This is a genomic window from Sphingobium sp. 3R8, assembly GCF_020166615.1.
Classification (GTDB): domain Bacteria; phylum Pseudomonadota; class Alphaproteobacteria; order Sphingomonadales; family Sphingomonadaceae; genus Sphingobium; species Sphingobium bisphenolicum.
On the sequence record NZ_JAIQXR010000001.1, the window covers coordinates 307,726 to 327,980 of the forward strand.

The following is a 20,255-nucleotide window of genomic DNA, read 5'->3' on the forward strand; positions in this document are numbered from 1 at the left end:
ATATGTTCAATCTAAAATCCGTTCGGGCTGAGCTTGTCGAAGCCCTCTCTGGCTTCAAAACAAAAGAAAAGCCCTTCGTCAAGCTCAGCGCGAACGGAGACGAGACGTCAGGTGAAGCCGGCTTCACGCTGGTCGAGCTGATGGTCGTCATCGTCATCATCGGCTTGCTGGCGACGATCGTGGCGATCAATGTCATCCCTGCGACCGATACGGCTCGCGTCGAAAAGGCGAAGGCGGACATCGCCACCATCGAACAGGCGCTGGAGCAGTATCGGCTCGATAACCTGACCTACCCGGCGGGATCGGACGGGTTGCAGGCCTTGCTCAACCCGCCCGCCTCGCTGGCGCAGCCGCAGCGCTATCGCCGCGGCGGCTATATCAAGAAGCTGCCCGACGATCCGTGGGGCCGCGCCTATGTCTACACCGTGCCGGGCCGCAAGGGCGCGTTCGACATCAGTTCGCTGGGCGCGGACGGCCAGCCGGGCGGCGAGAGTGAAAATGCGGATATTTATTCCAGCGAACTCTGAAGAGAGCGGTTTCACCCTGCTGGAGCTGATGGTCGTGCTGACGATCATCGGCTTCATTTCGGCTGCCGTCGTGCTCGCCATCCCCGATCCGCGCGGACGCGTGATCGAGGATGCCGACCGCTTCGCCGCGCGCGTTGCCGCCGCGCGCGACGAAGCGGTCGTGACCGCGCGCCCGATGGGCCTGTGGGTGTCGGCATCCGGCTATGGCTTCCAGCGTCGCGAGGGAGGGCAATGGACGCCGCTGGAGGACAAACCCTTCGTCACCGCCAATTGGAAGAGCGGCACCCGCGCTCTGGTGGGCAAGGATGGCCGCCAGCAGATCGCCTTCGACGGCACCGGCCTGCCCACCGATCCGCTGACCGTCACTCTGGCGCGCGAAGGCGAACGGGTGTCGGTGACCGTCGACATGGCGGGGAAGGTCATGGTCGGTGGGTAATGGAAGACACAATGACGAGGGCTTTACGCTCCTCGAAATGCTGGTCGCGCTGGCGGTGTTCAGCCTCGCCGCGCTGGCGCTGGTGCGGTTGCAGGGCGTGACGCTGCGCACCGCCGCCGATCTCGACAGCAAAGCGCTGGGCCAGATCGTCGCGCGCAACCTGATGGTCGACGTGCAGACCGATCCGCTCCCACCATCGGTGGGCGAGGAGGCTGGCGATGTCGACAATGGCGGGCGGCGCTGGCACTGGAGCCGGACCGTCAAGCCGACCGACGACCGGCGGCTGTTGCAGGTCGACCTGACCGTCGATGGCCAGCCGGGCGCTTCGCCGGTGGTGCTCAGCTTCGTGCGGACGGTCGAGTGATGGCGCGCTTCCAACCTCCGTTCGGGCGTGAGGACGGCTTCACGTTTTCCGGGCGTTCCGCCGAACACGGCTTCACGTTTCCGGGGCGTTCCGCCGAACAGGGCTTCACGCTGATCGAGCTGCTCGTCGCCCTGATGATTTTTGCCCTGCTGGCGGGGGCGGGCGTGCTGCTGTTGGGCAACAGCGTTTCAGCGCAGGCGCAAATCAAGGCGCGGCTGGACGATATGGCGGCGGTGCAGCGCGCGGGCGGGGCGCTGGCCGGCGACCTGGGGCAGGCGGTGCCGCGTATCACGCGGACCGAGGCCGGCACCCTGGCGCCCGCCTTCTGGGCCCATCAGGACGGCGAGAGCCAGCCGGTGATGCAGTTCGTGCGCGGTGGATGGGACAATCTGGGCGAGTTGCCCCGGCCATCCTTGCAGAAGGTCGAATATTGGGTGCGGCAGGGGCGGCTGGAACGACGCACTTACGCCCAGCTCGACGGCGCGGCGGGCGACGATCCGGCTGCGCTGCTGGAGAATGTCGAGGCGGTCGTGCTGCGCTTTCGGGACGCGCAGGGCAAATGGCGGGAGGATTGGACCCCGACCCAGCCCGACCTGTTGCCCCGTGCGGTCGAAATGACGGTGACGCGCACCGGCGAACCGCCGGTCATGCTGCGCTTTCTGGTCGCGCCCGGCCCGGTGGAAAAGCTGGAGGTCGCGGCCGGTGCCTGATCCTCTTTCGAGCGTTCCGCCGTACACGGCTTCACGGGGCACCAAAAACGAACGGGGCGCCGCGTTGCTGACCGTGCTGCTGCTGATAGCGGTCATGGCCGTGGTCGCCGCGACCGCGCTGGAGCGGGTCGCACTGGCGACGCGGATGACCGGCAATGGCGGCGCCGTGGACCAGGGCCGCGCCTATGCCGATGCCGCGACGGAAATGGCCCGGCTGCGCATCGCCGACCTGACCGAATCGAACCCGGCCAGGATCACGCTGGCGGGCGGATGGATGGGCACGCCGCAGAGCCTGCCGGTGCCGGGGGGTATCGCGACCGCGCGGGTGACGGACGCGGGCAATTGCTTCAACCTCAACAGCGTCGTCAGCGGCGAGAGCGAAACAAGTCTGAAGGTGCGGCCGATCGGCGTCGGTCAGTTTCAGGGTTTGTTGCAGGCGCTGGGCGTGGATGCGCGACAGGCGCAGGCCGCGGCGGCGAGCCTGGCCGACTGGATCGACACCGACAGTGCGCCCCAGCCCGGCGGGGCCGAGGATGAGACCTATGCGCGGATGGAGCGGCCCTATCGCGCCGCCAACCGCATGATGGTGGACGCCAGCGAATTGCGCGCAGTCAGCGGGATCAGCCCCGCCATCTACGCGCTGGCGCGGCCATGGATTTGCGCCCTGCCGGTCACGACGCTGTCGCCGATCAACATCAATACGCTGTTGCCCGATCAGGCGCCGTTGTTCGCGATGCTGATGCCAGGACAATTGAGCGTCGGCCAGGCACGGCAACTGCTGGCGCAACGGCCAGCGGACGGCTACGGCAGCACGGTGCAATTCTGGGCCTTGCCTTCGCTTGCCGGGCTTTCGCCGATGACCGAGGTGCAGGAACAGGTGAAATTGACGACGGGATTTTTCGGAGTGGACGTGTCGGTGGATGTCGGGGGAACGCAGGTGGTGGAGCGGGCGCTGATCGATGCGCGGCAAAGCCCGGCGACGCTGGTGCGTCGCAGCTGGGGAGCGGGGGCATGAGCAGTCGCGACGCCCTGATCGTCATCCTGCCCGAAGCGGCAGGCGCGGAACCCCATTGGATGCGGGTGGTGGACGGCGCGCTGGTCCAGTCGGGCATGGGCGCCAACTGGCTGGCGGCTTGCGGCATCGCCGCGCTGCCCGATCAGGCGCGGGTCATGCTGGTGCCGCCGGCGGCGCTGGTGACGTTGTATTGGACGGACTATCCCGACCTGCCGGTGCGGCAGGGGCGCGCGGCGGCACGGCTGGCGGCACTCGCCGGCGGACTGATGCCGTCCGACCAGCTGTTCGCCGCAACCGACGCCAATGAAGATCCCGCCCGCCCGCATATCGTCGCGGTGACGAGCCGCGCCGACATGCAGCATTGGCTGCTCTGGGCGCAGCATCACGGGCTGGACCCCGACATCATCGTGCCGGCGCCGCTGCTGTTGCCGGAGCCGGAACCGGAGTGCGGCTTTGCCCGCGGCCTGATAGCCGGCGACATGGTGTTGCGCGGCATCGACATGGCGCTCACCGGCGATATGGCGTTGCCGGCACTGATCGCCGACGCGCCGATCATCGACGTGTCGCCGGGGTTGATCGAAGGGCGGGCGATCGCCGCGCTGGACGCGCCGCCGCTCGATCTGCGGCAGGGTGATTTCGCCAAGCGCGTCCGCCGCGCGATGGACGGTCGCATGATCGGCCGCATCGCGCTGTGGAGCGGACTGATCCTGTTCGTGAGCCTCGCCATCGCCCTGATCGGCATCGCCAAGCAGCATATGGAAGCGAGCCGACTGGACCGCGAAAGCCTGGCGCTGGCGCAGCAGGTGACGCCCGGCGCCACCGATGCGGTGCAGGCGCTGACGGAAATGGAGGGCAAGCTGGCCGCGCGGGGCGCGGGCGGGCGCGCCTTCACCGCGCCGGTGGCGGGAGTGCTGGCGGCGATGCAGGATGCGCCGGGCGTGGCGCTGACCAGCCTATCGCGCGATCCCGACGGCATGGTCCGCGCAACCCTGGCCGCGGCCAAGGCGGACGACATCAACATCGTGCTGCTGGCGTTGCAGGCGGCCGGTTTCACGATCACGGCGACTCCGTCCCAGGAACCGGGCGGACGAACGCTGGCAGATATCACGGTGCGGTCATGATGGAACGGTTGGGCACATATTGGGCGGAACGCTCGACCCGCGAGCAATGGATGCTGGGCGTCATGTTCGCGCTGCTGGCGGTCGTGATCCTGTGGTTTGGCGTCGCCATGCCGCTCGACCGGACGCAGCGCAGCGCGCGCGATACGCTCAATGAGGCGACTGACCGCAATGCGGCGGTGCGCGTCGCGGTGAAGCAGCTCAAGGCTTTGCCGCGCAACGCCGTCGTCACAGGACCGGTCGCGCCGGTCGACCAGTTCGTCGGCCAGAGCGCGGGCGAGGCCGGGCTGACGCTGGAACGGGCGCAGGCGCAGGGCGGCGACCGGATCGACATCGCCATCGCTTCGGTGCGGCCGGTCGCGCTCTTTTCCTGGCTCGCCGCGCTGGAGGCGCAGGGCATCCGGGTGGACACGATGAGCGCGCGGCCATCGCCCACGGCGGGCAGCGTTTCGGTACAGGCGGTGTTGGTGCGGGGAGAGGGACAATGATGGGCCTGTCCCTGTCACGCCGGATGCGGATCATCCTGGTCGTAACGCTGGCGCTGGGACTGCTGCTGTTCCTGCCGATGCGGGTCGCGCTGGGCCTGGCCGGGCTGGAGCGGCTGGGCATTGCGGCGCGGGAAGTGCGCGGAACGGTGTGGAGCGGGCGGATCGACCAGTTGATGCTCGGCAATATGCCGCTCGGCAGCGTGCGGGCCGGGTTGTCGCCCGTCGCCCTGCTCGTGGGGCATGCGCGATTCGATGTCGCGCGGGTCAAGGGGCTGGCGGATGACATTCAGGGCGCCTTGACGGTCGGTTTCGGCCGCATCGGTGTGGACGACGTCACCGGCGCGGTGCCGCTTGGTCGCACCTTCGCGCCGCTGCCGGTCGGCAGCCTGATGCTGGAGGATGTCAGCGCCTATTATACGGGCGATCGCTGCGGCCATGCCGAAGGCCGGGTGCGGGCGCGGATGGCGGGGCAATTTCCCGGCCTGAACCTGACGCAGGGGCTGTCGGGTATGGTCAGTTGCGACGGCGAGGCGCTGTTGCTGCCGTTGGTCAGCCAGTCGGGCTTGGAGAAGATCACTCTGCGTATCTGGCGATCAGGGCGCTATGCGGCCGAAATGCGCGTCGAAACCGCTGATCCGACGCTGGCGGCGACTTTGGGCCAGGCCGGTTTCGCCGGCGTCGGCAACGTCCAGTTGCTGAAGGTCGAAGGGACGTTGTGATCCAGCCGATCGCGGCGCTGGCCGGCGCGCTGGTCGGCGCAATCCTGGGCAGCTTTCTCGCCACGCTGATCCTGCGCTGGCCGCAGGGGCGGGGCGTGGTCGGCGGCCGATCGGCCTGCGACGGCTGCGGCCGGACCCTGGCGGTGCGCGACCTGATTCCGTTGATGAGTGCGCTGGTCCAGCGAGGGCGTTGTCGCACTTGCGGCGCACATATCGACCCGCTGCATGGCCGGGTGGAGGCGGGATGCGCGATCATCGGCGCACTGGCGATCGGTGGGATGCCGGATTTGGGGGGCGTAGGCTGGGCGATGCTCGGCTGGACGCTGCTGACGCTGGCGATCCTGGATTGGCGGCATTTCTGGCTGCCAGATGCGCTGACCCTGACACTGGCCTTTCTTGGCCTTACCATCGGCATGTGGGCGACTGATGTCATCCTGATGGATCGCGTCATCGGCGCGGCGATCGGCTATGGCATATTGCTGGCCATATCGCTGGGCTATCGGGCGCTGCGCGGGCGCAATGGCCTGGGCCTGGGCGATGCCAAGCTGCTCGGTGCGCTTGGCGCATGGTTTGGCTGGCAGGCGCTGCCTTTCATCCTGCTGATCGCATCGATGCTGGGGCTGGCGGTGATGCTCGTCAGCGGACGGGTGAAGAGCCGGACCGCGCAAGCGCCGCTCGGCACCTTTCTGGCGCTGGCTGCCTTGCCGGCGTGGATCATCGTCCTGCGACTATTTTAAAGCGGTGGTCGGGGAGACAGGATTCGAACCTGCGACATCCTGCTCCCAAAGCAGGCGCGCTACCAGACTGCGCTACTCCCCGACGAGGGGCGGCCTTAGCGGGGAAGCGCGCGTCCCGTCAATCGCCGATCGCGCGGATCAGTGAAAGAACAGCCACAATAGCAAAATGATGGGGATAGGCACGCCTAGCAGCCACAATAATATGCCCTTGCCCATGTCGACTTCTCCTTTGTTGTCGGGGATAAAACCGGTGGAGAGCCGCGGATGTTCCGTTGGGCAATTATGCAAAATGTCGGCGCAAACAAAAAGGGCGGGCCGTTAAGGCCCGCCCTTCGAGAATCTCGCAAATGCGAAGATTACATCGCGTTCGCGGCGTTGTTCGCAACGTTCGCGGCGTTGTCAGCAGCGTTGGCAGCATTTTCAGCAGCGTTGGCGGCGTTCTCGACAACGTTCTCGACGACGGCGTTCGAAGCGTTCGCGGTCTCGTTGGCCGGCTTCTCACCGCAAGCGGCGAGGGCCATCAGGCTGGCCGAAGCGAAAACAGCAGCGATCTTCTTCATTGTGTACGGCTCCCATAGCATTATGCCGCGTCTGGCACGTTACAAATGTGACCCTACGCGAGCGACCCGCATTAACGTGTGCGATGCACAAATCAATGCTTTTCTGCGCCGGTGAAACGATGGAATCACGCGACAGGGCGTTGTCTACTATAAAAGTTCAGTTAACGCCCATGGATTCTGATGCATTGGCCACCGCATCGAGCGTCACCGCCCAGGCCGCGACATTCTGCCGCAACTGGTCCGGATGGACCTTGTCCAGCGTATCGTCGGGCGTGTGGTGCAGGTCGAAATAGCGGGTGCCGTCCTGCTGAAGATCGATCACCGGCACCCCGGCCTTCACCAGCGGCGCGATATCGGCGCCGCCGCCCGCTTCCTGCGTGCTGGCGCCGACGCCCAGCGGCGCGAGCGCGCCGGCGATGCGCCTGGCCAACGCCTCATGTCCTTGCGGCAGTTTGAAATCGACGCGCCAGATGCGGTCCGCGCCGAAATCCGATTCGATCGCCAGCGCATGTTTCTCCGTTCCATGCGCCTTATAATAAGCGCGTGCGCCGTCGCCGCCGACTTCCTCCGCGCCCGCCATCAGCACGCGGATGGTGCGGCGGGGCTGGCCCGTTTTGGCGATCTGCAACGCGGCAGCCGTTGCGATGCCGCATCCGGTTGCGTCGTCGATCGCGCCCGTGCCCTGGTCCCAACTGTCGAGGTGGCAGGCGGCCACGACCACGCCCGCCGCCGGATCGCTGCCGGGAATTTCGGCGATGACGTTGCCGGACGGCTGGTCCTTCAGCATCCTGGACGTCAGCGTCAGATGCACCGTCACCGGCTGGCCGCGCGCGATCACGCGGGCGAGCTGTTCGGCGTCCGGCACGGTGAGCGCCGCGGCGGGGATCGGCGTCACGCCGTCCGCCCACATCTGCACGCCGGTATGCGGCACGCGATGATGATCGGTGCCGATCGACCGGATCAGGATCGCGATCGCGCCCTTTTTCGACGCGATGCTCGGTCCCTGCCGCCGCGCCGCACCGAAATAACCATAGGAAGAGCCGTCCTGCGTCGCCTTCATGCCATGATCGACAAAGGCGATCTTGCCCTTGAGTGCGGCGGCAGGCGCGGCTTCCAGATCGGCCATGCTGGGGAAATAGACGATTTCGCCCTCGATCCCCTTGTCGCTGGTCGACCCGCTATTGCCGAGCGCCGCCAGCACCAGATTTTGCGGGAAGGGCGAGAGGATGCGTGCTTCGTCACGTTCGCGCACCCATACCGGCATAGTATAAGGTTCCGCGCGGACATTGGAAAAGCCGAGCGCTTTGAGCTTCGCTACCGCCCATTCGCGCGCGCGGGCCTCTTGCGGCGTCCCGGCCGGGCGCGGGCCGACTTCGGTCGTCAGCCCTTCAGTAAAGTCGAAGGCGACATCGTCCTTCAGCGCCGCTTCGCGAATCGCGGCGCTGTCGGCGGGTGCGGCCAGGGCGATGGGCGGGGTGAAAATGCTGCCAAGGAGAAGGGCGGCCAGCGTGCCCGATCGGATTTTCTGCATGGGTGGAAGCGTAGCGAGCCATCACCCATTTGCCAATGCGTCCCGCCTCCGCTAACTCCGCGCCAAATCCTCTTATCCTACCGTTGGAGCTGCCCGAACATGTCCGCCTCCTCGCAATATGCCTATGTCATGAAGAGCATGACGAAGACCTTCCCCGGCGCGGCCAAGCCGGTGCTGAGCAACATCAACCTGCAATTCTACCGCGGCTCGAAGATCGGCATCGTCGGTCCCAACGGTGCGGGCAAATCCACTCTCATCAAGATCATGGCGGGGATCGACACCGACTTTTCCGGTGAAGCCTGGCCGGGCGAAAATATCACGGTCGGCTATCTGCCGCAGGAGCCGCAGCTCGATCCGAACAAGACCGTGCTGGAAAACGTCAAGGACGGCGCACGCGAAACCGCGGACAAGCTGGACCGCTTCAACGAGATCAGCGCCATCATGGGCGACCCGCCGGAAGACGTCGATTTCGACGCGCTGATGGAGGAAATGGGCACGCTCCAGGAACAGATCGACGCCGTCGATGGCTGGTCGCTCGACAGCCAGCTCGAACTGGCGATGGAAGCGCTGCGCTGCCCGCCCTCGGACTGGTCGGTGGAAAGCCTGTCGGGCGGTGAAAAGCGCCGTATCGCGCTGACCCGCCTGCTGATCCAGAAGCCGGACATCCTGCTGCTCGACGAACCGACCAACCATCTGGATGCCGAAAGCGTCACCTGGCTGGAAAATCATCTGAAGGAATATGCCGGGTCGGTGCTGATGATCACCCACGACCGCTATTTCCTCGACAATGTGGTCGGCTGGATTCTGGAACTCGATCGTGGAAAATATTTCCCCTACGAAGGCAACTACTCCACCTATCTGGAGAAGAAGTCGAAGCGCCTGGAGCAGGAAGACCGCGAGGCGACCGGCCGCCAGAAGGCGATCAACGACGAACTGGAATGGATTCGTCAGGGCACCAAGGGCCGCCAGACCAAGTCAAAGGCGCGTATCAAGAAGTTCGAGGAACTGGTCGCGGGCCAGAATAACCGCTCGCCCGGCAAGGCGCAGATCGTCATCCAGGTGCCCGAGCGTCTGGGCGGCAAGGTGATCGAGTTCAAGGGCATCACCAAGGCATTCGGCGACAAGCTGCTGTTCGAGGATCTGTCCTTCCTGCTGCCGCCGGGCGGCATCGTCGGCGTGATCGGCCCGAACGGCGCGGGCAAGTCCACCCTGTTCAAGCTCATCACCGGCCAGGAAACCCCGGACGCAGGCGAGATCGACATCGGCACGACCGTCCGCCTGGGCTTTGTCGACCAGAGCCGCGATCATCTCGACGGGTCGAAGAACGTCTGGGAGGAAGTGTCCGATGGTCTCGACTATGTGAAGGTCAATGGCCACGACATGTCGACGCGCGCCTATGTCGGCGCCTTCAACTTCAAGGGGCAGGACCAGCAGAAGAATGTCGGAAAGCTGTCGGGCGGTGAACGCAACCGCGTCCATATCGCCAAGATGCTGAAGCGCGGCGGCAATGTGCTGCTGCTCGACGAACCAACCAACGACCTGGACGTCGAAACGCTGGGCGCGCTGGAAGAAGCGATCGAAAATTTCGCGGGCTGCGCCGTGGTCATCAGCCATGACCGCTTCTTCCTCGATCGCCTCGCCACCCATATCCTGGCGTTCGAAGGCAACAGCCATGTCGAATGGTTCGAAGGCAATTTCGAAGCCTATGAGGAAGACAAGCGCCGCCGCCTGGGCGACGCCGCCGATCGCCCGACCGCGCTGGCCTATAAGAAGCTGACGCGCTGATGCGCGCCGTGGCAAGGTTACGATTGCAGTTTTTGCAATCGTAACCTTGCCGTTCGCACTTGCGATGGTGGCGCTAACATTTCATAGGGAGCGAGCCTTTCAGGCATCCTCTCCTAAAACTTTACGGGCTGGTCCTTCATGGATCGGCCCTTTTTTTGTCTGTCGCCCGTCCGAAGCGTCCGTGTTCCCGCTCAGGCGGGAGTGCGCTGCGCTAGGCAGACTAAGCCGGGACAGGGCAGCCGACAGGAGGCGGTCCCAGCGCAGGATTCTTCAGAAAATCCCCGTCCGTCAGCAAATCAAGAAATGCCAGCAGCGCGGGCATGTCGATGCCGGTCAGATGCGCGGCGGCATGGCGGCGAATCGCGCCGTCGATGCTGTCGGCCTTGCCATCGTGCAGCCATGGCCCGGTAACCGCGACATTGCGCAGCGATGGGGTGCGGAACTGTTCGGGCGGCGGCTCGAAACCTGGGGGCGGCGGTTTGCCGCCATAGGCCGGATCGTCCGATTCGCGGGGCGCTGCCGTGCCGACATAATGGACCTTGCCATCGGTCAGGTCCGGGCCGCTATGGCAGGATGCGCAGCCCGACGCCTTGAACTGCGCCGCGCCCTTGGCGGCAAGCGGCGTCAGCGCACCGCGATCATAGGCGCTGCCGAACGAGATCATGGTGCGCTGGAACGCGCCCAGCGCCGCCGTCACCCTGGCGAAATCCGCGGCCCCCTTTGCGCCGGGAAAGGCCTGCGCGAACATCCGGCGATAGCAGGGATCGGCGTCTAGCCGCGTGGCCAGGTCGTGCTCGCGGTCGCCCAAGCCCATTTCCACCGGCTTGGTCCCGGTCATCGGCACCATCGCCTGCGCCTCCAGCGTGGTGATCCCCGCATCGGTCCAGGTGAGGCCGCTGCGCCAGCCGACATTGGCAAGCCCCGGCACGTTGCGCACGCCCATGTCGCCGGTCACGCCGACATGGGTGGGCAGGCCGTCGGTAAAGCCGCGCGCCTGTTGGTGGCAATCGGCGCAGGCCATGCTACCATCATGCGACAGCGCGCGATCGTAGAAGAGGCGGCGGCCCAGCGCGACCTTGGCCGCGCTCATGCCATTTTCGGCGGGCAGGGCGGGGGCGCTGACCCCGGCAGGGAAGCTGGGCCAGCGCCAGTCCGTCCGCGCGCCCATCGCGCCGGACGCCAGCACGAGCGCGCCGATGATCCCTGCTATGCCAACCCGCATCGCCATTCCCCCTGTGCCGCGCACGACGAACGAACGCTGGCTTATCCGCAGGGCGAGGGCAAGGGTGGGGGATAGGGGGGGATGGCGGGGGCGCCATTTCCGCGACCCGAAGGGCGGCTGTCGGTCAACGCGGAGATCCATCTCCCGCCTTTCCAGCTTGTTGCGAGCGTGCGAGATGGGTTGCCGCCTTCGCTGGAAGGACGAATTGGGTGGAAAGCTGAAGTTTCAGATATCGTCATGCTGAACTTGTTTCAGCATCCATGGTGCCACATGGACCGTTGCTCTATCTGAAGAAATGGATCCTGAAACAAGTTCAGGGTGACGATGCTTAAGAGGACCGCCCTTGGTCGTTAGTAGACGCCTGCAGCCTCAAAGCGTCCCCCGCTTCTCGAACCCGCTCAGCCCCTCGCCCCCCACCTCGACGACATCAATCCGCGCCACCTTAGCCGCTGGTGGCCCATCGTGCGCCAGCACAATAAACCGCGCCACCACCGCCGCCTCGCCCTCCACCAGCGCCTCAACGCAGCCGTCTGCGCGGTTACGGACCCAGCCGGCCAATCCCAGCCTGCGCGCCGTTTCGACCGTCCAGGCGCGATACCACACGCCCTGGACCCGGCCATGGATCATCAGGTGACGCGCCACCTGCAGCATCACTTGACCCGCTTGATCCAGGTCTGCCCGCCTTCGCGGACTTCGGTGATGAAATTGGGGATGGCGGCGACCAGGTCGGACAGGCGCTTATAGCCATAATTGCGCACGTCGAAACTGGAACGGTTACCGACCCGCTGACCGACCGGCCCTAGCGCCACGAAGCCGCGCTCGTCGCGCTTCGCCTCGTCATAGGCGTCGATCAGCAGGCGCACGACTTCGGCGTCCACCGTCTTGCTGGGGGGCGGCGTGGCGGGTGCGGGCGCGGCGGGCGCAGCGACCCCCTTGGCGGGGGGCGTCTGCTGCGGCGTGGTCGCCTTGGCCTGCGCGGCTTTGGCCGGGGCTGCCGCCTTGGCCGGGGCCTTGGCCAGCACGGGCACTTCTGCGGGTTTCAGCGCCGCGACATTGAGGAACCGCGTGCAGGCGCGGCGGAAGCCTTCGGGGGTGTTCGCCGATCCAAAGCCGTAGACCGGGATGCCCTGCTGGCGGATGCGGGTCGCCAGCGGGGTGAAGTCGCTGTCGCTGGACATCAGGCCGAACCCGTCGACCCGGCCCGACGCCATCAGGTCCATGGCGTCGATCGTCATCTTCATGTCGGTGGCGTTTTTGCCCTTGGTCAGGTCGAACTGCTGCTGCGGTTCGATCGCGTGCGCGACCGACAGCGCCGCCCAGGTCTTGAGTGTCGCCTTGCTCCAATTGCCATAGGCGCGGCGGATATTGACCGTGCCCAGTTCCGCCAGCACGGTCATGACCGAATCGAAATGGGCCGCCGACGCATTGTCCGCATCGATCAGCAGGGCGATATTGCCCCGGCCTTCCTGTAAAAAAGCCATGCCGCCTGCTCCCTTCATGCGGGCGAGAAGGCGCCGCTATCCTCATCCAAAATGTTCAGCACGCCGTCGGCGATGGCGAAGAAACTGCCGACCAGCTTCAATTCGCCATTACGCTCCTTGGACCGGACGCAGGGGAAGGTGCGCAGATTGGCGAGGCTGACCTTCACCGCTTCCTGCTCCATCGCCCGTTCGACGGTACGGTCGCGCTGGTCGCCATATTGGCCGACCACCACGTCGCGGGCATCGTCCAGCAATTCGATCCAGTTATGGATGAAGCCGCCTTCGCCCGGCGGCGCATTCTTCAGATCCTGACTGAGCGCCGCCTTGCAACCCCCACATTTGCCATGGCCCATGACAACGATCTCGCCAACCTTGAGCACCTGCACCGCAAATTCCAGCGCCGCCGACACGCCATGATGACCCGGATTGGTTTCGAACGGCGGCACCAGCGCGGCGACGTTGCGCACGACGAAGATTTCGCCGGGGCTGGTGTCGAAAATCTGCGCAGGATCGACCCGGCTGTCGGAACAGGCGATCACCATCACCCTGGGGCTCTGCCCCTCGTTGAGTTCGTCCCATCGCGCCCGCTGCTGGTTCCAGCCGGTGTCGCGGAAACGGCGATAGCCCTGAAGCATGTCGGAAAAGTCTGTCATGGCGAGCGATGTGCCGCACAAATAGGGGGCTGGCAAGAGCGAGCCTGCGTCGCTATCTGGGGCGCATGAACGACATCAGCCCGATCCCCGTGCCCGGTCAGCCCGCCAGTCCGGAACGCGCCCGCAAGCCCGACTGGATTCGCGTCAAGGCGCCGACCAGCCCCGCCTATCATGAAACGCGCAAGCTGATGCGCGACAAGGGGCTGAATACGGTCTGCGAAGAAGCGGCCTGCCCGAATATCGGGGAATGCTGGACCAAGAAGCACGCCACGGTGATGATCCTGGGCGACGTCTGCACCCGCGCCTGCGCCTTTTGCAACGTCAAGACCGGGATGCCGCGGAAGGTCGATGTCAACGAACCGCAGAATCTGGCCGATGCCTGCGCCGAAATGGGGCTGGAACATATCGTCATCACCTCGGTCGACCGCGACGACCTGCCCGACGGCGGCGCATCGCAGTTCGTCAAGGTGATCGAGGCGCTGCGCCGCACGACTCCGAACACGACGATCGAAATCCTGACCCCAGACTTCCGCAACAAGCATGAGCGCGCCGTCGAGATGATCGTCGCCGCGCGGCCGGACGTCTATAACCATAATCTGGAGACGGTCCCGCGCCTCTACCCGACCATCCGCCCCGGCGCGCGCTATTATGCGTCGCTGCGCCTGCTCGAGTCGGTCAAGAAGCTCGACCCGTCCATCTTCACCAAGTCGGGCATCATGCTGGGCCTGGGCGAGGAAAGGCTGGAGGTCCATCAGGTGATGGACGACATGCGGTCGGCCGACATCGATTTCCTGACTATGGGGCAATATCTGCAACCCACGCCCAAGCACGCCAAGGTGATCGACTTCGTCACCCCGGCGGCGTTCAACAGCTATGCCGGCATCGCGCGGGCCAAGGGCTTCCTGCAGGTCGCATCGTCGCCGCTGACACGGTCGAGCTATCATGCCGGCAAGGATTTCGCGGAAATGCGTGCCGCGCGGGAGGCCAAACTGGCCAAGGCGGCGGCGAAGGCCTGACGTCCAGATGCCCAAGCATGAAGAAACGCGGCAGCTTCCCTATACGCCGACGCAGATGTTCGACCTCGTGTCCGACGTCGCCGCCTATCCGCAATTCCTGCCCTGGATCAGCGCGATCCGCGTCCGGTCCGACAGCGATACGGAGATGGTCGCCGACATGATCGTCGGCTTCAAGGGCGTGAAGGAAAGCTTCACCTCGCGCGTCCATAAACATCGGCCCGACCATGTCCGTGTCGACTATCTCGATGGGCCGCTCAAGCATCTCCACAATGAGTGGCGCTTCCGCGACGACGGGCAGGGGGGCGTGCTGGTCGATTTCGAGGTCGAGTTCGAATTCAAGAACCGGCTGTTCGAAATGCTGGCCGGCCAGTTTTTCGACAAGGCGCTGCGCAAGATGATCGGCGCGTTCGAAACCCGCGCCGCGCAACTCTATGGGGCCGAGTCGGGCAACAGCAGTTCCAGCGCGCACAGCGCCGCCTGAAGCCGCACGCCGCCACGGCCATCATTGTCGAAATGGCGCATGTCGGCGACGACCTTGTCGGCCGCGGCGCCGCGTTCGGCGCGGGCGAAGACGACGGTGCCGACCGGCTTCTGCTCGCTGCCGCCGCCCGGCCCTGCGATGCCGGTGATGGCGACCGCCACATGCGCGTGGCTTTTCTTGAGCGCGCCCTGCGCCATCGCCCAGGCAGTGGCGATCGACACCGCGCCGAACGTATCCAGCACATCATGTGAAACTTTCAGAAGTTCCGCTTTCATGTCGTTGGAATAGGTAATGAAACCGGCTTCGAAGACTTCGGAGGAGCCTACGATTTCGGTCAGCGCCGCCGACACCAGTCCGCCGGTGCAGCTTTCCGCCACCGCGATGGTGCGGCCGGCGCGGCGATTGGCGATGATGACCTTTTCGGCGAGTTCGACCAGCTGGGCCGGCAGGATCGTATCTGGCATGGGGTCAGGATAGCGCGGGGAGGGACAGGGTGGCAACCGCTTGTGCGGCGATGCCTTCGCGCCGGCCGGCAAAGCCCAGCCGCTCGGTGGTGGTCGCCTTCACGCTAATGCGGTCGACCGGCACCGCCAGTATCTCTGCGATGCGCGCGCGCATGGCGTCGCGATGCGGGCCGATCTTGGGCGCTTCGCAGATGATGGTCAGGTCGATATGCTCGATCCGGCCGTCCCGCGCCGCCACCCGGTCGCGCGCATAGGCCAGGAAGCGGTCCGAGGATGCGCCGCGCCATTGCGGGTCGGACGGGGGGAAATGGCTGCCGATATCGCCTTCCGCCAGCGCGCCCAGCATGGCGTCGACGATCGCGTGAAGCGCCACATCGGCATCGCTATGCCCAGCCAGCCCGCGATCGTGCGGGACCAGCAGGCCAGCCAGCCAAAGCTCTTCGTCGGCGGCCAGGCGATGGACGTCATAGCCCATGCCGACCCGCGTCGAACGCGGTGTCGCCAGTTGGGCTTCGGCGCGGGCGAAGTCCTGCGGATAGGTCAATTTCTCAAGCCTTTCATCGCCTTGGACCAATATGACGTCATGGCCCCAGCCTTTGAGAATCTGCGCATCGTCGGTCGCCTCGCGGACTCCGCTCCACGCCCGGTGCGCCGCCACGATGGCATCGAAGCGGAAGGCCTGCGGTGTCTGCACCCGATGCAGCCCGTCCCTGCCCACGCCATCGCCCATGATGCTGCCGGCTTCGCGTATCAGTGTATCAGCGACGGGCAGGGTGGGAATGGCCCCCGTTCCGCTTTCCAGCGCTGCCAGCAGTCGATCGACCACCGCGCCGGGCAGGAAGGGGCGGGCGGCGTCATGGATCAGCACGATATCCGCGCCACCCTGCGCCGTGATCGCCTCCAGTCCCGCGCGCACCGATCCGCGCCGGCTGTCTGCGCCGGTCACGAAGGATGCCGCCCGTTCGCCCAGCGCGGTGCGCGCCGTCGCCTCCTGCCCGTCGCCCAGCACGATATGGATCGCGTCGATCCCGCCATGTGCGGCCAGCGCATCATAGGCATGGGCCAGCACGGCCTTGCCCGCGACGCTTCGGAACTGTTTGGGGATGTCGCCGCCCGCGCGGCTGCCCTGGCCCGCGGCGACGATCAGCGCGACGATCTTGCTGTTTGATGTCATGGAGCGGCGCATAGCGGGTCGCGGGGCGGATCGAAAGGGGCGGTGGGCCGAAAGGGGCGCGCCTTGCCGCCCGCTCCAATTTCCGCTAAGGGCTGCCTGTTTTTTAGGCAGTATCAAAAGTAAGATCATGCGCAGGCTTTCCCCCATCTCCATCGGCCCGATCACTATCGACATGCCGGTTGTCCTCGCCCCCATGACGGGCGTGACCGACATGCCGTTCCGCACGCTGGTGCGCCGCTACGGGTGCGGCCTCAACGTGACGGAGATGATCGCGTCGGCGGCGATGATCCGCGAGACCCGCCAGTCCCTGCAAAAGGCGGCCTGGCATCCGCTGGAAGAGCCGGTGTCGATGCAACTTGCCGGTTGCTCGCCGACCGAAATGGCCGACGCCGCCAGGCTCAATGCCGATCGTGGCGCTGCGATCATCGACATCAATATGGGCTGTCCGGTGAAGAAGGTCGTCAATGGCGACGCGGGCAGCGCCCTGATGCGCGATCTCCCGCTCGCCGCCTCGCTCATCAAGGCGACGGTGGAGGCGGTCGACGTGCCGGTGACGGTCAAGATGCGTATGGGCTGGGACCATGCCAGCCTCAACGCGCCGGAACTCGCGCATATCGCGGAGGATCTGGGTGCGCAGCTCATCACCGTCCACGGCCGCACCCGCTGCCAGATGTACAAGGGGTCGGCCGACTGGGCGTTCGTCCGCTCGGTCAAGGAGGCGGTGAAGCTGCCGGTGATCGTCAACGGGGACATCTGCTCGGTCGAGGATGCCGAGATGGCGCTGGAACAGAGCGGCGCCGATGGCGTGATGATCGGGCGCGGCGCCTATGGCCGGCCCTGGCTCATCAGCCAGGTCATGGCGTGGTTGACCGACGGCACGCGCGTTCCCGACCCGTCGCTTGCCGAGCAATATCAAGCGATCATAGGGCATTATCATGCCATGCTCGAACATTATGACACCTATACCGGCGTCAATATGGCACGCAAGCATATCGGCTGGTACACCAAGGGACTGACAGGATCGGCCGAGTTCCGCAATGCCGTGAACCAGCAGCCGGACGCCGCGGTGGTGCTTGACATGCTGGCCCGCTTCTACGAACCGTTGATCGCCAGCGGGCTTGATCCTGCGGACCTGCGCAAGGCCGCATGACGGTGACATTGACGTCCGTCCCGCCGCTTCGAATGCTGCAGGACGGGCCTTCGCTGGGCGAACAGATGACGGCGCTGCCCGTGGCGACGCTGGTGGTGAAGCCGGACAACAGCATCGCCGAAGCCAATGTCCGCGCCGAAACCTTGCTCAACATGGCGCGATCGGCCATCGTCGGCAGCGATGTCGCGCGCACCATCCGCATCGCGGAGGCGGGCGCGCGGTTCGACATCTGGCACAGCAACAAGCCGATCGCCGCCTATGACATCAAGGTCCATGCCGGCCGCACCGCCGAAATGGAGGTCGACCTGATGATCGCGCCGATCGTCGATCATGACGGTTGGCGCGTGGTGTCGCTCCACGCCCAGAGCCAGGCGCGCAAGATCGGCCATCGGGGATCGTCCGGCGGCGCGCGCTCCGCCATGGGCGCGGCGGCGATCCTGGCGCATGAGATCAAGAACCCGCTGTCGGGCATCCGTGGCGCGGCGCAACTTCTGGAATCCAGCCAGGGCGGCCGCGACGCGGCGCTGACCCAGTTGATCTGCAACGAGGTGGACCGGATCGCCGCGCTGATCGATCGGATGCAGGATTTCACCACCGATCGGACGCTCGAATGTCATCCCGGCAACATCTATCCGCTGATCGACCGGGCGGCCGGGATCGCGGCGGCGGGATTTGCAAAACATATAAAGATCATAAAGCATTATGATCCGTCCTTGCCATTCGCTAACATCAATGACGACGCGCTGGTGCAGGTGATGATCAACCTGCTGAAAAATGCGGCCGAAGCGCTGGAGCATGTCGCCAAGCCGCGTATCCGGGTGGAAACCGCGTTCCGCCATGGCGTGTCGGTGGTGGTCGGCGATGGCAAGGGCAGCGCGGTGCTGCCGATCGAAATCCTCGTCATCGACAATGGCCCCGGTGTGCCCGAACATATTCTCGACCATCTCTTCAACCCCTTCATCACCGGCAAGCGCGACGGGCAGGGGCTGGGCCTGGCGCTGGTGGACAAGCTGGTGCGCGATATGAGCGGCTTCGTCCAATATAGCCGCGACGTGGAGGCCGGCGAATCCACCTTCCGCATCCTTCTGCCGATGGGGATGGCGTGATGGGCGCGACCGGCACGATCCTGGTGGTCGATGACGATCCCGCCATCTGCGTGGTGGTCGGCGAAGCGCTGCGGCGGCAGGGGCATAGGGTGAAGACGGCCGCCTCGATCCGCGAGCGGAGCGCGCTGATGGAAAGCTTCGCGCCCGACGTGCTGATCACCGACGTCATGCTGCCGGACGGTGACGGGCTGGACGGTGTGGCCGACATTTTGGCGACCAAGCCCGACCTCAACGTCATCATCCTGTCGGCGCAGAACACGCTCAACACCGCGATCCGCGCCACGGAAAAGGGCGCGTTCGAATATCTGCCAAAGCCTTTCGACCTCAACGAACTGACGCGCGCGGTGGCGGATGCGCTCGGCACCCGGCAGAGCGCGGACGAGCCGGGCGGCGACGTCGGCCTGCCGCATGACGGCCTGCCGCTGGTCGGCCGGTCGCCGGCGATGCAGGAAGTGTACCGCACCATCGCCCGCGTCCTGTCCAACGACCTGTCGATTCTGGTGCTGGGCGAATCGGGCACCGGCAAGGAGCTGGTGGCCGAAGCGATCCACAGCCTGGGCCAGCGCCGCACCAAGCCCTTCGTCGCGATCAACATGGCGGCCATCCCGCGCGAGCTGATCGAGGCGGAGCTGTTCGGCTATGAAAAGGGCGCCTTCACCGGCGCCCATGCCCGCACCGCCGGGAAATTCGAGCAGGCGCAGGGCGGGACGCTGTTCCTGGACGAGATCGGCGACATGCCGATGGAGGCGCAGACCCGGCTGCTGCGGGTGCTCCAGTCGGGCGAAGTCACGACGGTCGGCGGGTCGAAGCCGGTGCGGGTCAATGTCCGCATCATCGCCGCGACCAACAAGGATCTGTCGCTGCTGATCGAGGATGGGCGCTTCCGCCAGGACCTCTACTACCGGCTCAACGTCGTGCCGATCGCGTTGCCGGCGTTGCGCGAACGGCGCGAGGACGTGATCCTGCTCGCACGCCATTTCCTGGAGCGGGCGGCGCAGGAGGGCCTGCCGCGCAAGGCGTTGGCCGACGATGCGGCGCAACTGCTGATGACCTATCACTGGCCGGGCAATGTGCGCGAGCTGCAGAATCTGATGCAGCGCCTGTCCGTCCTGAGCCGTGAAAATGTCATCACCGGCGACATATTGCGCCACATGCTGCCGATGGACGCGGTGCCGGCCGACTATGCCGCGCCCACCGACCAGCTCGCCCATGCGGTCCGCGACTGGGCCAAGCGGCAGTTGGGCGTGGGCCTTGGCCAGCCCAACCGCGCCTTGCATGACGATCTGCTGGCGGTGGTGGAGCCGATCCTGTTGCAGGAGGTGCTGGCCAGTGTCGATGGCAACCAGATTCGCGCGGCCGGATTGCTGGGCATCAATCGCAACACGCTGCGCAAGAAGCTGACCGATTACGGCCTGGACCCCATGCAGCTCCGCCTCAACGATTGATCCGCATGCGGCGCTGGTCGGGACGAACCGACGGTCTGGATCGACCAGCGACAGCGATTTGCCCAAATACTGT

The 20,255-nt window shown here is 65.7% G+C and carries 23 protein-coding genes and 1 tRNA gene; 15 read left to right on the forward strand and 9 right to left on the reverse strand.

All coding sequences use genetic code 11. The features are described from left to right. Window positions 1-2: 2 nt before the first annotated feature. The 9 genes from gspG to K9B33_RS01505 are packed head-to-tail and all read left to right on the forward strand — an operon-like array spanning window position 3 to window position 6,114. Entirely contained in the window at window positions 3-527 is a 525-nt protein-coding gene (gene gspG / locus K9B33_RS01465; protein WP_224546137.1) for a type II secretion system major pseudopilin GspG, read from the forward strand. Further along, entirely contained in the window at window positions 499-963 is a 465-nt protein-coding gene (locus K9B33_RS01470) for a GspH/FimT family pseudopilin (RefSeq protein WP_224546138.1), read from the forward strand. Before gspG ends, K9B33_RS01470 begins: the two co-directional genes overlap by 29 nt. Beyond that, window positions 956-1,327: a type II secretion system minor pseudopilin GspI gene (gene gspI, locus K9B33_RS01475; protein ID WP_224546140.1), complete on the forward strand. Its 372-nt coding sequence runs from the start codon at window positions 956-958 to the stop codon at window positions 1,325-1,327. Before K9B33_RS01470 ends, gspI begins: the two co-directional genes overlap by 8 nt. Beyond that, window positions 1,327-2,037: a type II secretion system minor pseudopilin GspJ gene (gspJ, locus tag K9B33_RS01480; RefSeq protein ID WP_224546142.1), complete on the forward strand. Its 711-nt coding sequence runs from the start codon at window positions 1,327-1,329 to the stop codon at window positions 2,035-2,037. The genes gspI and gspJ overlap by 1 nt, the downstream gene beginning before the upstream one ends. Next, window positions 2,030-3,052 carry a type II secretion system minor pseudopilin GspK gene (gene gspK / locus K9B33_RS01485; protein ID WP_224546144.1) on the forward strand — a complete coding sequence of 341 codons (1,023 nt, stop codon included), beginning with the start codon at window positions 2,030-2,032 and terminating at the stop codon, window positions 3,050-3,052. The genes gspJ and gspK overlap by 8 nt, the downstream gene beginning before the upstream one ends. Continuing rightward, entirely contained in the window at window positions 3,049-4,173 is a 1,125-nt protein-coding gene (gene gspL / locus K9B33_RS01490; RefSeq protein WP_224546145.1) for a type II secretion system protein GspL, read from the forward strand. Before gspK ends, gspL begins: the two co-directional genes overlap by 4 nt. Then, window positions 4,170-4,658, forward strand: coding sequence for a type II secretion system protein GspM (gene gspM / locus K9B33_RS01495; RefSeq protein ID WP_224546147.1), 489 nt, complete (start codon window positions 4,170-4,172; stop codon window positions 4,656-4,658). Before gspL ends, gspM begins: the two co-directional genes overlap by 4 nt. After that, window positions 4,655-5,377 (forward strand): type II secretion system protein N, encoded by a 723-nt coding sequence (gene gspN, locus K9B33_RS01500; RefSeq protein WP_224546149.1) that lies wholly within the window; start codon window positions 4,655-4,657, stop codon window positions 5,375-5,377. Before gspM ends, gspN begins: the two co-directional genes overlap by 4 nt. After that, window positions 5,374-6,114, forward strand: a complete 741-nt coding sequence (locus K9B33_RS01505; protein ID WP_224546152.1) for a prepilin peptidase — start codon at window positions 5,374-5,376, stop codon at window positions 6,112-6,114. Before gspN ends, K9B33_RS01505 begins: the two co-directional genes overlap by 4 nt. Window positions 6,115-6,119: 5 nt before the next feature. On the opposite strand, the gene K9B33_RS01510 is transcribed toward K9B33_RS01505, so the two are convergent. The 3 genes from K9B33_RS01510 to K9B33_RS01520 all read right to left on the reverse strand — a co-directional run bounded on the left by K9B33_RS01510 (window position 6,120) and on the right by K9B33_RS01520 (window position 8,205). Continuing rightward, window positions 6,120-6,196, reverse strand: a tRNA-Pro gene (locus K9B33_RS01510). Between the two features lie 274 nt (window positions 6,197-6,470). After that, on the reverse strand, window positions 6,471-6,674 hold the full coding sequence (locus K9B33_RS01515) for a hypothetical protein (protein ID WP_224546154.1): 204 nt from the start codon (window positions 6,672-6,674) through the stop codon (window positions 6,471-6,473). Window positions 6,675-6,831: 157 nt separating this feature from the next. Beyond that, entirely contained in the window at window positions 6,832-8,205 is a 1,374-nt protein-coding gene (locus K9B33_RS01520) for a M20/M25/M40 family metallo-hydrolase (protein WP_224546156.1), read from the reverse strand. Window positions 8,206-8,304: 99 nt separating this feature from the next. Between K9B33_RS01520 and ettA the strand changes: the two genes are divergently transcribed. Then, window positions 8,305-9,990 (forward strand): energy-dependent translational throttle protein EttA, encoded by a 1,686-nt coding sequence (ettA, locus tag K9B33_RS01525; protein WP_224546158.1) that lies wholly within the window; start codon window positions 8,305-8,307, stop codon window positions 9,988-9,990. Window positions 9,991-10,210: 220 nt separating this feature from the next. Here the strand turns inward: ettA and K9B33_RS01530 are convergent, their stop codons facing one another. The 4 genes from K9B33_RS01530 to K9B33_RS01545 all read right to left on the reverse strand — a co-directional run bounded on the left by K9B33_RS01530 (window position 10,211) and on the right by K9B33_RS01545 (window position 13,346). After that, window positions 10,211-11,218: a cytochrome-c peroxidase gene (locus tag K9B33_RS01530; protein ID WP_318011065.1), complete on the reverse strand. Its 1,008-nt coding sequence runs from the start codon at window positions 11,216-11,218 to the stop codon at window positions 10,211-10,213. Between the two features lie 363 nt (window positions 11,219-11,581). Beyond that, window positions 11,582-11,863 (reverse strand): acylphosphatase, encoded by a 282-nt coding sequence (locus K9B33_RS01535; RefSeq protein WP_224546291.1) that lies wholly within the window; start codon window positions 11,861-11,863, stop codon window positions 11,582-11,584. Continuing rightward, window positions 11,863-12,693 carry an NYN domain-containing protein gene (locus tag K9B33_RS01540; protein ID WP_224546159.1) on the reverse strand — a complete coding sequence of 277 codons (831 nt, stop codon included), beginning with the start codon at window positions 12,691-12,693 and terminating at the stop codon, window positions 11,863-11,865. The genes K9B33_RS01535 and K9B33_RS01540 overlap by 1 nt, the downstream gene beginning before the upstream one ends. A gap of 14 nt (window positions 12,694-12,707) precedes the next feature. Continuing rightward, window positions 12,708-13,346 (reverse strand): carbonic anhydrase, encoded by a 639-nt coding sequence (locus K9B33_RS01545; protein ID WP_224546160.1) that lies wholly within the window; start codon window positions 13,344-13,346, stop codon window positions 12,708-12,710. A gap of 8 nt (window positions 13,347-13,354) precedes the next feature. Here K9B33_RS01545 and lipA point away from each other — a divergent pair, with 8 nt between their 5' ends. Together lipA and K9B33_RS01555 are read left to right on the forward strand one after the other, a co-directional pair. Next, complete coding sequence (lipA, locus tag K9B33_RS01550; protein WP_224546161.1) at window positions 13,355-14,362, forward strand: lipoyl synthase; 1,008 nt, start codon at window positions 13,355-13,357, stop codon at window positions 14,360-14,362. Window positions 14,363-14,369: 7 nt separating this feature from the next. After that, on the forward strand, window positions 14,370-14,843 hold the full coding sequence (locus K9B33_RS01555) for a type II toxin-antitoxin system RatA family toxin (RefSeq protein WP_224546162.1): 474 nt from the start codon (window positions 14,370-14,372) through the stop codon (window positions 14,841-14,843). Here the strand turns inward: K9B33_RS01555 and K9B33_RS01560 are convergent. Continuing rightward, window positions 14,792-15,307 (reverse strand): CinA family protein, encoded by a 516-nt coding sequence (locus K9B33_RS01560; RefSeq protein ID WP_224546163.1) that lies wholly within the window; start codon window positions 15,305-15,307, stop codon window positions 14,792-14,794. The two genes, K9B33_RS01555 and K9B33_RS01560, sit on opposite strands and share 52 nt — an antisense overlap. A 4-nt stretch (window positions 15,308-15,311) precedes the next feature. Next, window positions 15,312-16,493: a bifunctional 2-C-methyl-D-erythritol 4-phosphate cytidylyltransferase/2-C-methyl-D-erythritol 2,4-cyclodiphosphate synthase gene (locus K9B33_RS01565; RefSeq protein WP_224546164.1), complete on the reverse strand. Its 1,182-nt coding sequence runs from the start codon at window positions 16,491-16,493 to the stop codon at window positions 15,312-15,314. A gap of 115 nt (window positions 16,494-16,608) precedes the next feature. Here K9B33_RS01565 and dusB point away from each other — a divergent pair, with 115 nt between their 5' ends. From dusB to ntrC, 3 genes are read left to right on the forward strand one after another with little or no spacing between them, the layout of a single operon-like run. Then, entirely contained in the window at window positions 16,609-17,631 is a 1,023-nt protein-coding gene (gene dusB, locus K9B33_RS01570) for a tRNA dihydrouridine synthase DusB (protein ID WP_224546165.1), read from the forward strand. Then, on the forward strand, window positions 17,628-18,737 hold the full coding sequence (locus tag K9B33_RS01575; protein ID WP_224546166.1) for a two-component system sensor histidine kinase NtrB: 1,110 nt from the start codon (window positions 17,628-17,630) through the stop codon (window positions 18,735-18,737). The genes dusB and K9B33_RS01575 overlap by 4 nt, the downstream gene beginning before the upstream one ends. Next, complete coding sequence (gene ntrC, locus K9B33_RS01580; protein ID WP_224546292.1) at window positions 18,737-20,182, forward strand: nitrogen regulation protein NR(I); 1,446 nt, start codon at window positions 18,737-18,739, stop codon at window positions 20,180-20,182. The genes K9B33_RS01575 and ntrC overlap by 1 nt, the downstream gene beginning before the upstream one ends. The last annotated feature ends 73 nt before the right edge of the window (window positions 20,183-20,255 follow it).

What these genes read in the sequence shown, in the direction of transcription:
- K9B33_RS01515 (WP_224546154.1), bottom strand. Translation starts at nt 6,674, where the DNA reads ATGAAGAAGATCGCTGCTGTTTTCGCTTCGGCCAGCCTGATGGCCCTC.
- ettA (WP_224546158.1), top strand. Translation starts at nt 8,305, where the DNA reads ATGTCCGCCTCCTCGCAATATGCCTATGTCATGAAGAGCATGACGAAG.
- K9B33_RS01520 (WP_224546156.1), bottom strand. Translation starts at nt 8,205, where the DNA reads ATGCAGAAAATCCGATCGGGCACGCTGGCCGCCCTTCTCCTTGGCAGC.
- K9B33_RS01555 (WP_224546162.1), top strand. Translation starts at nt 14,370, where the DNA reads ATGCCCAAGCATGAAGAAACGCGGCAGCTTCCCTATACGCCGACGCAG.
- K9B33_RS01530 (WP_318011065.1), bottom strand. Translation starts at nt 11,218, where the DNA reads ATGGCGATGCGGGTTGGCATAGCAGGGATCATCGGCGCGCTCGTGCTG.
- gspL (WP_224546145.1), top strand. Translation starts at nt 3,049, where the DNA reads ATGAGCAGTCGCGACGCCCTGATCGTCATCCTGCCCGAAGCGGCAGGC.
- K9B33_RS01575 (WP_224546166.1), top strand. Translation starts at nt 17,628, where the DNA reads ATGACGGTGACATTGACGTCCGTCCCGCCGCTTCGAATGCTGCAGGAC.
- dusB (WP_224546165.1), top strand. Translation starts at nt 16,609, where the DNA reads ATGCGCAGGCTTTCCCCCATCTCCATCGGCCCGATCACTATCGACATG.
- lipA (WP_224546161.1), top strand. Translation starts at nt 13,355, where the DNA reads ATGTGCCGCACAAATAGGGGGCTGGCAAGAGCGAGCCTGCGTCGCTAT.
- K9B33_RS01470 (WP_224546138.1), top strand. Translation starts at nt 499, where the DNA reads ATGCGGATATTTATTCCAGCGAACTCTGAAGAGAGCGGTTTCACCCTG.
- ntrC (WP_224546292.1), top strand. Translation starts at nt 18,737, where the DNA reads ATGGGCGCGACCGGCACGATCCTGGTGGTCGATGACGATCCCGCCATC.
- gspG (WP_224546137.1), top strand. Translation starts at nt 3, where the DNA reads ATGTTCAATCTAAAATCCGTTCGGGCTGAGCTTGTCGAAGCCCTCTCT.
- K9B33_RS01545 (WP_224546160.1), bottom strand. Translation starts at nt 13,346, where the DNA reads ATGACAGACTTTTCCGACATGCTTCAGGGCTATCGCCGTTTCCGCGAC.
- gspJ (WP_224546142.1), top strand. Translation starts at nt 1,327, where the DNA reads ATGGCGCGCTTCCAACCTCCGTTCGGGCGTGAGGACGGCTTCACGTTT.
- K9B33_RS01565 (WP_224546164.1), bottom strand. Translation starts at nt 16,493, where the DNA reads ATGCGCCGCTCCATGACATCAAACAGCAAGATCGTCGCGCTGATCGTC.
- K9B33_RS01540 (WP_224546159.1), bottom strand. Translation starts at nt 12,693, where the DNA reads ATGGCTTTTTTACAGGAAGGCCGGGGCAATATCGCCCTGCTGATCGAT.
- gspN (WP_224546149.1), top strand. Translation starts at nt 4,655, where the DNA reads ATGATGGGCCTGTCCCTGTCACGCCGGATGCGGATCATCCTGGTCGTA.
- K9B33_RS01535 (WP_224546291.1), bottom strand. Translation starts at nt 11,863, where the DNA reads ATGCTGCAGGTGGCGCGTCACCTGATGATCCATGGCCGGGTCCAGGGC.
- gspM (WP_224546147.1), top strand. Translation starts at nt 4,170, where the DNA reads ATGATGGAACGGTTGGGCACATATTGGGCGGAACGCTCGACCCGCGAG.
- K9B33_RS01560 (WP_224546163.1), bottom strand. Translation starts at nt 15,307, where the DNA reads ATGCCAGATACGATCCTGCCGGCCCAGCTGGTCGAACTCGCCGAAAAG.